Below are 13781 nucleotides of genomic sequence, written 5' to 3' on the forward strand. Positions count from 1 at the left end.
TTTGGCACCGATTGATATTGTCATCCTGATTGTTTTGGCGCTTGGGGCCTATGAGGGCTACAAAAAAGGCCTTTTGATGAGTATTGTAGGACTCATAGGCTTCGTCATCGCCATAATTCTGGGTGTATATTTCATGGATCCAGTCAGCAAAATGCTTGCAGAACGGCTGGATGAACTCAGCTTTGCTTTTCCGGTTTTTGCGTTTCTGATCGTATTTTTCATCACCCTTCTCATCGTCAATATCGCCGGCTGGATACTCAAAAAAATGATGGATATGATCTTGCTCGGGAGTGTAGACAGCCTTGCAGGAGCAATTTTGGGTATCGTGAAATCCGCATTTTTTGTGAGCCTTTTCATGTGGCTTGCATTGGGATTTGATCTGAAAATGCCAAAAGAATGGAGTGCAAAAAGTGAATTCCTTCAATACATCGAACCTTTGGCGCCTGGGGTGATTTGGGTATTGGAGCCTTTGGTGCCAAAAGTAAAAGAGTTGCAGGAGACGATCGCCGAGATTGTTGAGGGATTCAGAGATGCTGCTGCTGATTGATAATTTTGATTCATTCAGTCATATTTTGGCGGATTTAATCCGGCAGACTGGAGAGGAATTAAGAGTCATCAGGAATGATGTTAGTTTGGAAGAGATTGAAAAAATCGATTTCAAAGGTTTGATTCTTTCCCCTGGCCCCGGAATTCCCTCCGAAGCGGGCAACCTTTTCTCAGTTTTTGAAAAATACCATCGGGATATTCCTGTGTTAGGGGTTTGTCTCGGTCATCAGGCGATTGGTGAATTTTTTGGAGCAGAATTGGTGAAAAATCAGGTTCCAACCCATGGTAAAGTCCATTTGGTGCGAAAGGCAAAACCACATTTTTTCACAGAAAATCTTCCCGATCAATTCGAAGTCACTCGATACCATTCACTTCAGCTTCGAAACTTACCGGATTGCCTTGAGGTCATATTAGAAACTGAATCAAGAGAAGTTATGGGAATGGCGCATAAGAGGCTCCCGATCCTAGGAATCCAATATCACCCTGAAGCGCATTTGACCGAATTTGGATTGGAATTAGTTAGAAGTTGGGTGGGAAGGGTCAGAAAAGAGGTGAACTAGTTTTTCCAAAAATGAATTGGCAATTTCAAAGAGACTAAAAAGCTCACTCGTTATCAAATCTTTGAAATAGCTTGATACGTCTTAAAACGAAACTCTTAATTCAAAAATCTCTTTTACCTTAAATCAATCACCTCAATCCCGGGATATTTTTTGGGATCAAATGTAAAATAGTCTGCAGCCAAATTTGGAGCAGCCTTTAGGTTTTTGAAAGAATAGGTAAATACTCCGCCTTGGCCATCAGACATCTCCCATCCGAGTAGATCTTTGGTGTTTTTGTCCACCATCAATTTCACCTCCTGAAAGGGTGCATTGGACTTCAATGCGATCAATTCTACCACATTTACCGCTTTGCCCTGATAAGTCTTATCTGCCAAAAGCCTATAATTGAAACCAGTCTGATACATTTTGTAAATGTTGGATGGAGTCAGTTCTCCTTCCATTTGTGTGGCGTCGTTGATGGTGACCTCCTTGTAGCTGGGTGTTTGGATAAAGGTCCATACGGTCTTGCCATCATTGTAGATCTCTTGATCAGGAAGTTTGAGTCGGTACTTTTCTCCACTCACAGCGATTTCACCAGTCTGTCGATCTCCGGGCACACCCGCATCTGAATAGGTGTAGTCAAAGCCGGCAGTGAATCCTTTCATGCTTTGATACTTTTGGCTCATGGCATCAAGTACCGCTTTTGCCTTGGGGTCTTTTTGCCCGAAAGCTTCAAAACAACCTAGAAAAAGAAAGAAAAGAAGAAAGTAGGACCTATGGAATTTCATGTAATTGGGCTGCTGGAACTGGGTAAGACAGCGATTACAAACTATTCAATAACCGTTCCAAACTGGCATCATCCTGAATCAAGACTTCCCGGGCTTTGGACCCTTCGAAAGCTCCTACGATGCCGGCTGCTTCCAGCTGATCTACGATTCTACCAGCACGGTTGTAGCCCAGCTTTAGCTTTCTCTGAATCAATGAAGTACTGCCCTGCTGATGCAATACGATCAAGCGTGCAGCCTCGTCAAAAAGCGGATCACGGTCAGAAAGATCTACGCTAGAGAGCGATCCTTCTCCATCTTCTCCGACAAACTCCGGAAGTAAATAGGCATCAGAATACCCCTTTTGCTCGCCGATCCAATCACAAATCGCATCGACCTCTGGTGTGTCAAGAAATGCACACTGGATTCGGGTCATTTCCGAACCATGAGAAAGGAGCATGTCACCCATTCCAATGAGCTGATCAGCACCTCCAGCATCCAAGATAGTTCTGGAGTCGATTTTGGAAGTTACCCGGAATGAAAGACGGGCCGGGAAATTGGCTTTGATGATACCCGTGATGACGTTTACAGATGGTCGCTGTGTCGCCACGACCAAGTGAATACCGATAGCTCGTGCCAGCTGTGCAAGACGTGCAATTGGTCCTTCGATCTCCTTGCCGGCAGTCATCATTAAGTCCGCCAGCTCGTCTATGACCAGCACAATGTAAGGCATGAAATAGTGGCCCTTTTCAGGATTGAGCTTTCGCGCGATGAACTTGGCGTTGTATTCTTTTAGATTTCTACAGCCTGCATCTTTTAGCAGATTGTATCGATTGTCCATTTCGATACAAAGGGAATTCAGCGTGTAAATTACCTTTTTGGTATCGGTGATAATGGCCTCTTCGGATCCCGGAAGTTTTGCGAGAAAATGTCGCTCGATCTTGTTAAAGAGCGTTAACTCCACTTTTTTCGGATCTACCAAGACAAACTTCAGTTGCGATGGATGCTTTTTGTAGATCAAAGAAGCCAAAATCATATTCAAGCCAACTGACTTTCCTTGACCTGTAGCTCCTGCCATGAGGAGGTGAGGCATCTTGGCAAGATCAGCGACAAATACTTCGTTGGAAATCGTTTTGCCTAGCGCAATCGGAAGATCCTTATCAGACCGCATGAATTTCTCTGTGCCTAGTACCGCACGGGCAGGCACTAGTTCACGGTTTTTATTTGGCACCTCAATACCGATTGTTCCCTTGCCGGGAATAGGAGCGATGATTCGAATACCCAAAGCAGCCAAACTTAACGCGATGTCATCTTCGAGGTTTTTGATTTTGGAGATCTTCACTCCTGGGTCAGGGACGATCTCGTACAAAGTCACTGTCGGACCGATGGTCGCCTGGATTCCCTGAATTCCGATCTGGAAGTTTTTAAGCGTTGTGACGATTTTATCCTTGTTTTCCTGCAGTTCCTGCATGGATACGGTCACCTTTTTGATGTCGTATTCATTCAGCAAGTCAAGTGTAGGGTATTTGTATCGAGGAAGGTCCAAAGTAGGATCATAAGGATCCAGGTTTTCGACCGCTTCGGCGGTCTTTTCTTCTTCTACTTTGTTGACTGAAAAATTCCCCTCTTTCACAGTACTTTTTCCTCTTCCTTCTTCCAAAAGGTTGACTTGAGGCACTTCAAAGAGATCCTCTTCAGCTTCTTCTTCGACTAGGTCTTCGGTGATGGAAAAGGGTAATTCTGGCGATGACTCAGATTGAGGATTGCTTTTGACCTCCCAAGCACTGCCATCATCCTCAAATTCCTCTTCGGCATCATCAATGCTTTCAGGACTTTCGGCTAATGGAAATGGACTTGCTTTAGGCGTTTTTTTACTTTGCGGAGCTATCTCGTCGGCTAATTCATCCTCTACCTCTTTGGGTGCAAACCAATTCAATTGCTCCAATCCAAAAAAGAGAACTACGAAAATCAGAAAAGCGCCGACAATTAAAATAAAGGTGCCCATTCCTAGAAAATCGCTGGAAAGTCTCGCTAATTCATACCCAAATCCTCCCGAAAGAAAGCTCCAATACGAGTAGCCTTCTACCAAAATCACGATATAGCCCATCAATAACCCTAGCCAAGCCGTGAAGAACAGCGAGAAAATCACGTATCGGGTAAGCGGTACTAGAGAAAACTTAAAGGTCCATTTGAACCCCAACAAAAACAGGAAAGGAGGGAGCAGAAATGCGGCAATTCCAAACCAGCGGTAGATCAGCCAATGCGAGGCCTGTGCGCCAAGGTAGCCAAGCCAATTTTGGGATTCTCTTGCGGCGTCTCTAACTGCTTGATCCGGATTGTTCATTACCAGACTTTGGTCCGCTGGCCCATTGATCAGGTAGCTTACAAAAGCGATAAACAAAAAGATAGCTGCCGAAATCAGAAATATCCCAGCGATGAGGGGGAATTGCTTAAACTGGATTTTGCCAAAAGAAAAACTTGGGCCCTTGGGTTGCTGAGGGGCCTTTTTGGTATTCTCCGCTTTCTTTCGAAACGTATTTTTTGCGGTGGTTTCTGATGCCATTTAAGCTTGAAAGTACAATTTTAATTTTAGCCAAGTGGCCTTTGAAAATGAACTTACCGGGAAAAATATGCCAGAAGTCCCTTTTTGATATTCTTAATCAAAGCAGGTCCCTCATAAATCATGCCTGAGTACACTTGGACAAGACTTGCGCCAGCTTCGAGTTTTTCAATGGCATCTGCTGCAGAATAGATTCCTCCTACTCCAACAATCGGAAATGCTCCATTTGATTTCTGATGCAAATAACGGATTACTTCGGTACTTCTTTTTGCCAATACTTTGCCGCTTACTCCTCCAGCTCCAATGGCTTCTACTTCGGATTGAGGAGTGCTCAGATTCGAACGATCGATTGTCGTATTGGTCGCAATGACTCCATCGATTCGTGTTTCTTGGACGATTTCGACAATGTCATCTAGCTGTCCATCGGTGAGATCTGGGGCAATTTTCAGGAGAATCGGCTTTGGTTTTGATTTTTTATCGTTTGCGGATTTGACTGCTTGGAGAAGTTGCTTCAGTGGTTCTTTTTCCTGAAGATCACGCAGGTTTGGCGTATTGGGAGAGCTGACATTAACTACAAAATAGTCTACATAGGGATGCAAAGCTTCCAGACAAAACAGGTAATCATCCACTGCATTTTCATTGGGAGTGACTTTGTTTTTGCCGATGTTTCCTCCCACGATGACATCGGAATTCCGTTTTTTCAATCGCTCCACAGCGGCTGAAACACCTCCGTTATTAAAGCCCATTCTGTTAATTAAGGCTTCATCTTGTGGCAATCTGAATAAGCGTGGAAGAGGATTGCCTTCTTGAGGTTTCGGCGTCAAAGTTCCGATTTCGATGAATCCGAAACCGAGCATCGCCATCTCGTCTATGAGTTTTGCGTCTTTGTCAAAGCCTGCAGCCAAACCCACTGGATTTTTGAATTTCAAACCAAAAACTTCTCGCTCCAACCTCGAGTCATCCAAGCCAAAAGTGGATTTGACAATGGAGCTAGCGATAGGAAGATTGAAGATTGTTTTGATCAGTGAAAAGGTAAAATGATGCGCATCCTCCGGGTTTTTGAGGAAAAGCAGGGGTTTGAGCAGGGATTTATACACGTCAGCCTTAGTGGATTTGAGCGCCAAAGTTAGGGATTGCTATCAGAAAATCAGGGAGAAATATGTCTCGATCTTCCACTCTTTACGAGTTTGCTTCAGTGATTAATCTGAGACCTTCCAAAGTCAGATTTCGATCAACATCGTCAAATGTTTTTTCCAAAGTTGTCAAAATCGCAGCTAGACCTCCAGTAGCAATAATTCTGAATTTTGAGCCAGTTTCTGCTTGGATTGCCTCGATCATTCCCTTGACCAAACCCGTATAACCGTACAAAACTCCAGCCTGAATCGCATGAATCGTATTTTTCCCAAGTGCTGATTCGGGCAGCTTCAGCTCGACTTCCGGCAGTTTGGACGTGTTGGCGAAAAGAGACTTGATGGCAGTCCTGAGCCCAGGAACGATGTTTACACCTAGAATCTTTCCACTTTCATCTACTGCGGTAAATGTCAAAGCGGTACCAAAATCAACGATGATGACTGGTTTCTGATGCTTTGAGTATGCGGCCATGACATTGCACATGAGATCACTGCCGATTTCATTTGGCCGAAGAGATTTGACAGGCAATCTGCTGTAGCTAGTTGGGGAGATTAGGTATGGGTCAAGCCCTAGGAAGTTTTGACAGAATTGGACAATGATGGAATTGACCTCTGGGACGACCGAACTGAACCCGATCTTTTGAATTTGGGAAAGCTGAATTCCATGCTCCAGAAAGTAGAGCGGGACTTTTTTGCTGAGTTGGGAAATCAATCTTGGAGTTTTCGTTTCCAGCCGGAATTGGTTGGTCCATTTTCCGTTTTTCTGGTCAAAAAGTGCGAATACAACATTTGAGTTGCCGGCATCAATGGCTAAAAACATGCTTTTCTCAGGTTTTGACTAATTTAGTCCAACAGAAAAGTAATTACCAAATCCAAACCCCTTTTTCCCTTATGTATTCTCTCCGCGAAGGCAAATTAGAAGATTTACCCAGAGTCCTCGAACTGATCAAAGAACTTGCACTCTATGAAAAAGCTCCCGAGCAAGTCACCAACACTCTGGAATTGATGAAGGCCGACGGCTTTGGACCCAATCCAGTGTATGGCATGTATGTCTGCCAAAAGAATTCCACTGGAGAAATCATCGGCATTGCCATTTATTATTACCGGTATTCGACTTGGAAGGGGAAAAGATTGTATCTGGAAGATATCGTAGTTACTGAATCAGAGCGTGGAAATGGAGCTGGAAAGCTGCTTTTTGACCGGGTGATGGCCAAATGCCTGGAGGCTAATTGCACTGGAATGATGTGGCAGGTGCTGGACTGGAATGAGCCTGCGATCAATTTTTACAAAAAATACGGAGCGGCATTGGAAGCGGGTTGGCTCAATGCCCATTTGCAGGATTATGAAATTAGAGAATTGTTGAAGGACTAATTAGGCTTGAAGTCAGGAGACCGAAGACTTAAATCTCTTCGGTCTTTTTTTTGGCTTTTAACTCTCCCCAATAGAGTGTGAAGTCCTCTGTTTCTGTGTTTGGATCGGGTTTTTTCATCCAATAGATGGTGTTTCCATCGACTTTGAAGCTGTTGTAATGCATTCCGGGGATTTCGACCGGGATGATTTCTCCATTAGTTCGGAGTAAAACTGTCCTCATTTTGGCTTCTTCTCTGAGTCTTTTCTTAGTTTCATCTGTGGCTTGTCCCGCAATCACACTGGCAATGGCCGATTTATCCTGAGGTGTGGATATATAGCTGATCAATAAATCCTCTCTGTATTTTGAAATATCGATAATGTCTGAAGGATAGGGACGAGTTTGAAAATTGCCGATCTGGCCCATGTCCACAGCACCCACTTCAAAACCTTCATATACTTCAAAGCCTTTCAAGGGGAGCAATTGCTGATCTATCAATTTGGGGGCATCGCCTGACCAATCATAAGTGTATAGAATAGGCTCACTTTTAAACATGAGGTATAGGCGCTCTGATTTTTCATCGTACTGAAAAATCGGTCTCAGATCTCTGAAATAGTAAACTTTTCCATTGAGAAAATGTGATCCTTCCGGAAAGGGTATGTGCTCAGTAGTTTCATTGGATTCCAGATCTGTCATCAATAGATTTTTGCGTTGAGCCAAAAATTCCGCATCATAGTTTTGACTGTATTCGTCAATGATATCCAGGGAATAGATCAAGTATTCCTTACCATCTTTTTCTATTAATTGCTCTGTATCAAAAAGTGAAAAAGCGGCTCCAAGACTAACCTGATTCTGATAAATACTAAAATCCTGAACCACCTCTGAATCTTTTCTCAAAACTTTGATTCCTGTCATTAAATCTAGCAAGACAAGGTTTCCTTTTTTGTCAAAGGAAAAATTAGAGGCAGTCATTGAGAATTTTCCCGGTACATCGCCTTCTTTATTCCATTGGTCCACAAGTTCACCAGCTTGATCGTACACATAGACCTCGGAAGATGCCATGTCTCTGAAAAAGAATTGATCTTCATGAAAGCCCTGAAAAACTAAAACTCGAGCAATGACATCCTTGACCACGATCGAGTCTAACTTTTCAAAATAAAAAGTTTGAGAATCGGAGAGTTTCTGTTGAGCCTGAGGTGAAGAATTGTCACAGCTAAGCATCAGAAAAGACGCCAGAAAAATCAATAGTGGTCTCATCGGCAAGAAGTTATTAAGTCGCTAATTAAACTAAACATTAGTTAGAAACAATTGACTTCGAGTTTTTTCTCCATCGCCTTCAAAGTAAATAGCTAAATTGCGGGCTGTTATGAGAAAGAAGCCATTTACCGTTGTCTATGAGGACAACCACCTCCTGATCGTCAATAAAGCTGCTGGCATCCTCGTGCAGGGTGATAAAACCGGTGACAAGACACTGATCGACTATTGTAAGGATTACATCGCAGAGAAATATAAAAAGCCCGGTGAGGTTTTTCTTCACCCGATCCATCGTTTGGATCGACCGGTAAGCGGGTTGGTTGCCTTCGCTCGCACCTCAAAAGGGCTGGAGCGGATGATGGAGCTATTTCGCAAGCGGGATATTCACAAGGTGTATTGGGCTATTGTCAAACGAAAGCCACGTGAAGAACAAGGCAAATTGACGCATTACCTGACCAAGGACGAATTCAAAAACGTCGTTACCGCCCATGATAAGGAAGTTCCGGGATCTCAGAAAGCGGAATTAAATTACAAGACCTTGGGCTATATGAATGACCACTGGCTTCTGGAAGTTCGTCCAATCTCTGGTCGTCCACATCAGATTCGCGTGCAGTTGGCTTCTATGGGTTGTCCGATCCGCGGAGATGTCAAGTATGGCTTTGCCAAAGCCAATCCGGATGCCAGCATTAACTTACATGCCTTTCATTTGATTTTTGTACACCCGGTAAGGAAAGAAAAACTCTACATGCGGGCAGCACTTCCTGAGTCAGAATTCTGGGAGCAGTTTCTGGAACTGGAAGAAGTAAAAGTGAAGGATCAGCATCTGGATAATACCTTTTCGGGGTAATAAGGAATTTAGAAATACAGTAGAAATACAGTAGAAATACAGTAGAAATACAGTAGAAATACAGTAGAAATACGTACGATTTAAAGGTTTAAATTAAGATTATACGCTAAACAGAGTATCTTATTTCGTCCGCTCTTGCGGACGGATTTCAACTGTATTTCGCAAAGCAGATTTCAATTAACTATGAAAAACCTTCTCCTACTTTTCAGTTTAATCTTCATCCTTGGTTCCTGCACGTCACCCAACCAGCCCAAGACCATCTACATCGTCCGACATGCCGAAAAGCAACTCGTGGGTAATGATCCAGAGCTGTCCTATGCAGGTGGAGTAAGGGCCATAAAATTGGCGCAAATTCTTGAAGGGAAAGAGATCAAACACATTTACTCTACCGACTTTGTCCGAACACGAAATACCGCTTTGCCCACTGCAGAAGGAGCTGGGGTGCCGATTCAAATTTATGATCCATCCAATCCTGATGCCCTAGTCGAGCAGCTCAAAACCCTGGAAGGAAATATTCTGGTAGTCGGTCACAGTAATACCGTAAGCCAATTGGCCAACTTTTTTGTAGGTGAATCCGAAAAATTTGCCGATTTGACAGATTTGGAATACAATTTCATCTATGTGGTGAATTTGGAGTCCAATTCTTCCACTGTGGAGCGAAAAGTTTACAAGGATTTTTAACCCGATTTTTCCTTTCGCAATTCAATTCCTTTATCTTGAACTGACAAGTTAAAGGAACCCATGAACCGCGACGAAAACCTAAAACAACTTCAAAACCCAGAAAAGATCTGGGACATTGCTGTAATTGGTGGTGGTTCATCAGGACTTGGCGTAGCGCTGGATGCTGTTTCCAGAGGACTTTCAGTGGCACTTTTTGAAAAGGCGGATTTTGCCAAAGGCACTTCTAGCCGTAGCACCAAACTATTGCATGGCGGGGTAAGATACCTCGCCCAAGGCGATGTTTTTTTGGTTTTGGAAGCGCTTCGGGAGCGTGGGAGATTGATAAAAAATGCTCCTCATTTAACCCAAAATCAAGCATTTATCATTCCGGTTTACACCCGTTGGGATCGAGTTCAATACAGTGCTGGGCTGAAAATGTACGATTACATGTCCGCCAATCTGAGTTTAGGCTCCTCCCGCTATATTTCTAAGGAAGAAACCCTGAAGCGAATGCCTGGAATAAACCCGGAAGGGCTATTTGGTGGGATTGTGTACCATGATGGGCAGTTTGATGACGCTCGACTGGCACTTTCTATCGCACAGACAGCCGATCACGCTGGAGCATCAATTTTGAATTATGCGAAGGTGGTTTCACTTGAAAAAGATTCTTCGGAGAAAATAAATGGACTGGTTGTTCAGGATTTGATTTCAAAGAAAAAATATCCTGTCAAGGCAAGAATGGTCGTAAATGCCACTGGAGTTTTTGCCGATAAAATCCTCAAAATGGACAATCCTGAGGCTCCCAAAACAATTCAGCCAAGTCAGGGGATTCACCTTGTTTTGGATCTGGATTTTTTGGGCGGGAAAGATGCCCTCATGATTCCAAAGACCCGGGATGGACGAGTCCTTTTCGCTGTACCATGGCATGGGAAACTTGTGGTCGGTACTACGGATACACTTCGGGAAAAGGCTAAGTTGGAACCAGAAGCCTTGCAAAAAGAAATTGATTTCGTACTGGAAACTGCGGCGGGATACCTTACCCGAAAACCTACCCGGGCTGATGTGAAGTCTGTATTTGCTGGACTGCGGCCTTTGGCACGGCCAAAGGAAGGCAGCACCAAGACCAAAGAAATCTCACGCTCGCACAAAGTCATCGTCTCAGAAAGTGGCCTCGTGACGCTAACCGGCGGGAAATGGACGACTTTCCGGAAAATGGGCGAAGATACCGTGGCGTATTTTCCAAAGATCACAGGCAGATCCATGGATGATTCGAGATCCAAGGATATCCTTCTTCATGGATTTACCAAGTCGATTCCCAATGGTCATTGGGCAGTCTATGGATCTGATGCCCCATTAATTCAAGAGTTGGCTTCTACTGATTCGAGTCTTGCTGAGCTTATTCATCCTGATTTTCCGTATATCCTCGCCGAGGTGCTTTGGGCTGTTCGCAATGAGATGGCGCTGAAGATTGAAGATGTACTCTCGCGCCGCATCCGGATGTTGATTTTGGATGCTCAAGCCGCCTTGGATTCAGCAGAAAAAGTAGGGAAGTTGATGGCCTCGGAACTCGGAATGGATGAAGCTTGGCTTACCAAGGAGCTGGATGATTTTAAAAATGTAGCAGAAAAATACGTGATAAAAACCTAGGTTTCTCAAGGTTGATCGCAGTTTGAAAAGTGACTCTAAATCCTAAACGAATAATCCCTCAAACCCAAAATGACCCAAAACAAACCCTTTATAATGGCTCTGGATCAAGGGACGACCAGTTCTAGAGCAATTGTTTTTGACAAGCAGGGCCAGATCGTCTCAGTGGCTCAAAAAGAATTCAAGCAGTTTTTCCCAAAGCAAGGCTGGGTTGAACATGACGCAAACGAAATCTGGACGAGTCAGTCAGCAGTAATGATCGAGGCACTTGTCAACAAAGACATCCGTGCTGATCAAATTGCCGCCATCGGAATTACCAATCAGCGGGAAACCACCATCGTGTGGGATCGAAAAACCGGTAAACCCATCCATAAGGCGATAGTCTGGCAGGACCGTCGTACTGCAGGATTTTGCAACGAACTCAAGGAAAAGGGACATGCAGATTTGATTGCATCGAAAACCGGCTTGATCATCGATGCCTACTTTTCAGCGACTAAAATCCGGTGGATCCTGGAAAACGTCAAAGGAGCCAGAGAACGTGCAGAAGCAGGAGAATTGGCTTTTGGAACAGTGGATTCTTGGTTGATTTGGAAGCTTACGAAAGGGCAGTCTCACTTGACTGACATCACCAATGCCAGCAGAACGATGATTTTCAACATTCATACACAGGAATGGGATCAGGAACTTTTGGACCTTTTTGAAATCCCCAAATCCATGCTCCCAGAGGTAAAGACCTGCAGTGAAGTCTTCTGCGAAACGGCAGGAGATGTGCTGAGTGTGAAAATCCCCATCGCTGGAGTGGCCGGAGATCAGCAGGCTGCTCTTTTCGGCCAACTTTGCATCGAGCCGGGCATGGCAAAAACGACTTACGGCACTGGCTGTTTTTTAGTCATGAATACCGGAAAAGAAGCTGTACGGTCAAAAAATCAATTGTTGACAACTGTCGCTTGGAAGATTGGCGACGAAATCAACTATGCATTGGAAGGATCGGTTTTCATCGGTGGAGCAGCAGTTCAGTGGCTTCGGGATGGGTTGGAGCTTTTCAAAAAAGCATCGGAAACCGAAAAACTGGCTACGAGTCTATCAGATAATGATGGAGTTTATTTTGTCCCGGCACTTTCTGGTCTGGGAGCACCGCATTGGGATCAGGATGCTAGAGGAGCATTTTTTGGAATCACACGGGGAACTACCATTGCGCACATGACTCGGGCAGCTCTAGAAGCGATCGCTTATCAAGTTTATGATGTGCTCAAAGCCATGGAAAAGGATAGCGGCAAACCCACTCAGGAACTCAGAGTCGATGGAGGTGCTACTGCCAATAACTTTCTGATGCAGTTTCAGGCAGATTTGTTGGGCTGCGAAATCAAAAGACCGCAAATCATCGAAACCACCGCTATTGGCGCAGCATTTTTAGCTGGCCTAGCAGTTGGGTTTTGGAAAGACCGGGATGAGCTTCAGGCACTTTGGGCGGCAGATCGAAGTTTCCAACCAGAAATGGAGAAAAGCAAGCAGGAGGAGTTGATTCATTTTTGGCACAAAGCAGTAGAGCGATCTAAAAATTGGGTAGAATAAGATGAAATTCCCTTCCAAAATGCATCTCCCAAAGGGAGATGATTTCTCAAAGTATCCCACCAGCCCTAAACGAATTATAAACAGATGAATCCTTATATCGCAGAATTAATCGGAACAGGATTATTACTCCTGCTTGGCTCCGGAGTAGTAGCCAATATGCTCCTTCCTAAAACCAAAGGTCATGGTGGAGGAATCATGGAAATCAGTACGGCTTGGGCTTTTGCCGTATTTGTAGGCGTTGTGGTAGCTGGACCCTATAGTGGGGCACACCTTAATCCTGCGGTGACAGTTGGTCTGGCTGTAGCGGGCAAATTTGATTGGGCTTCAGTCCCGGGCTATATTTTAGCTCAAATCATTGGAGCAATGATTGGAGTGGGGATAGCATGGCTGATGTACAAGGATCATTACGAATCGAGTGATGACCCGGGGATTATTGCAGCACCATTTGGCACCTCTCCGGCTATCCGCAACTTGCCTTTGAATTTTTTCTCCGAGTTGGTTGGAACCTTTGTCTTGATCTTTGTGATCCTGTACAATCAAGGTGCCATGCTAGGGGATGAGAATCAAACTCCAGTAGGGATGGGTTCCTTGGGAGCTGTTCCGGTTGCGTTTCTGATATGGGTTATAGGTCTTGGCCTCGGCGGTACTACAGGCTATGCTATCAATCCTGCCCGTGATTTTGGGCCACGCCTGATGCATCAATTACTCCCTATCAAAGGGAAAGGAAAAACAGATTGGGGATATGCTTGGGTGCCCATTCTTGGGCCCATTACTGGAGGAGCCTTGGCAGCATTGTTGTATTTGGTGGTGGGTTCTTGAAAATAGAATATTTGGCGATTGTAATCTCTGAAAATAGGTGTATTTGGGATTACGATCTCGAAAAATACATTACTCAAGAAGGTTACCCACAAAATTGA

13 protein-coding genes are annotated in these 13781 nt (G+C 44.3%); 8 read left to right on the plus strand and 5 right to left on the minus strand.

What is annotated here, in order from left to right; genetic code table 11:
- The first annotated feature begins 1 nt into the window (after window position 1).
- Window positions 2-547, plus strand: a complete 546-nt coding sequence (locus tag DK188_RS02860; RefSeq protein ID WP_111669259.1) for a CvpA family protein — start codon at window positions 2-4, stop codon at window positions 545-547.
- Entirely contained in the window at window positions 531-1106 is a 576-nt protein-coding gene (locus DK188_RS02865; RefSeq protein WP_111669260.1) for an anthranilate synthase component II, read from the plus strand. The genes DK188_RS02860 and DK188_RS02865 overlap by 17 nt, the downstream gene beginning before the upstream one ends.
- Window positions 1107-1219: 113 nt before the next feature.
- Here DK188_RS02865 and DK188_RS02870 read toward each other — a convergent pair whose 3' ends face one another.
- From DK188_RS02870 to DK188_RS02885, 4 genes are all read right to left on the minus strand, one after another.
- Window positions 1220-1873, minus strand: a complete 654-nt coding sequence (locus tag DK188_RS02870; protein WP_111669261.1) for a LolA family protein — start codon at window positions 1871-1873, stop codon at window positions 1220-1222.
- Between the two features lie 34 nt (window positions 1874-1907).
- On the minus strand, window positions 1908-4412 hold the full coding sequence (locus DK188_RS02875) for an FtsK/SpoIIIE family DNA translocase (RefSeq protein ID WP_111669262.1): 2505 nt from the start codon (window positions 4410-4412) through the stop codon (window positions 1908-1910).
- 53 nt (window positions 4413-4465) lie between these two features.
- Entirely contained in the window at window positions 4466-5506 is a 1041-nt protein-coding gene (locus tag DK188_RS02880; protein ID WP_111669392.1) for a quinone-dependent dihydroorotate dehydrogenase, read from the minus strand.
- Between the two features lie 82 nt (window positions 5507-5588).
- Window positions 5589-6359: a type III pantothenate kinase gene (locus DK188_RS02885; RefSeq protein ID WP_111669263.1), complete on the minus strand. Its 771-nt coding sequence runs from the start codon at window positions 6357-6359 to the stop codon at window positions 5589-5591.
- A gap of 71 nt (window positions 6360-6430) precedes the next feature.
- On the opposite strand from DK188_RS02885, the gene DK188_RS02890 reads away from it, so the two are divergent.
- The gene (locus DK188_RS02890) at window positions 6431-6910 is read left to right on the plus strand and encodes a GNAT family N-acetyltransferase (protein WP_111669264.1); all 480 of its coding nucleotides are present in this window, start codon (window positions 6431-6433) and stop codon (window positions 6908-6910) included.
- A gap of 28 nt (window positions 6911-6938) precedes the next feature.
- Here DK188_RS02890 and DK188_RS02895 read toward each other — a convergent pair whose 3' ends face one another.
- Window positions 6939-8144, minus strand: coding sequence for a hypothetical protein (locus DK188_RS02895; RefSeq protein ID WP_157963150.1), 1206 nt, complete (start codon window positions 8142-8144; stop codon window positions 6939-6941).
- Between the two features lie 109 nt (window positions 8145-8253).
- On the opposite strand from DK188_RS02895, the gene DK188_RS02900 reads away from it, so the two are divergent.
- The 5 genes from DK188_RS02900 to DK188_RS02920 all read left to right on the plus strand — a co-directional run bounded on the left by DK188_RS02900 (window position 8254) and on the right by DK188_RS02920 (window position 13683).
- A complete protein-coding gene (locus tag DK188_RS02900) occupies window positions 8254-8988 on the plus strand; it encodes an RluA family pseudouridine synthase (protein ID WP_111669266.1) in 735 nt (244 codons plus the stop codon).
- 183 nt (window positions 8989-9171) lie between these two features.
- On the plus strand, window positions 9172-9669 hold the full coding sequence (locus DK188_RS02905) for a SixA phosphatase family protein (RefSeq protein WP_111669267.1): 498 nt from the start codon (window positions 9172-9174) through the stop codon (window positions 9667-9669).
- Window positions 9670-9729: 60 nt separating this feature from the next.
- On the plus strand, window positions 9730-11295 hold the full coding sequence (locus DK188_RS02910; protein ID WP_111669268.1) for a glycerol-3-phosphate dehydrogenase/oxidase: 1566 nt from the start codon (window positions 9730-9732) through the stop codon (window positions 11293-11295).
- 69 nt (window positions 11296-11364) lie between these two features.
- Complete coding sequence (gene glpK, locus DK188_RS02915) at window positions 11365-12864, plus strand: glycerol kinase GlpK (protein WP_111669269.1); 1500 nt, start codon at window positions 11365-11367, stop codon at window positions 12862-12864.
- 84 nt (window positions 12865-12948) lie between these two features.
- Window positions 12949-13683: an MIP/aquaporin family protein gene (locus DK188_RS02920; protein WP_111669270.1), complete on the plus strand. Its 735-nt coding sequence runs from the start codon at window positions 12949-12951 to the stop codon at window positions 13681-13683.
- Window positions 13684-13781 lie beyond the last annotated feature (98 nt).

Origin of the sequence: Algoriphagus litoralis, assembly GCF_003259255.1 — a bacterium.
In the GTDB taxonomy this organism is placed as follows: domain Bacteria; phylum Bacteroidota; class Bacteroidia; order Cytophagales; family Cyclobacteriaceae; genus Algoriphagus; species Algoriphagus litoralis.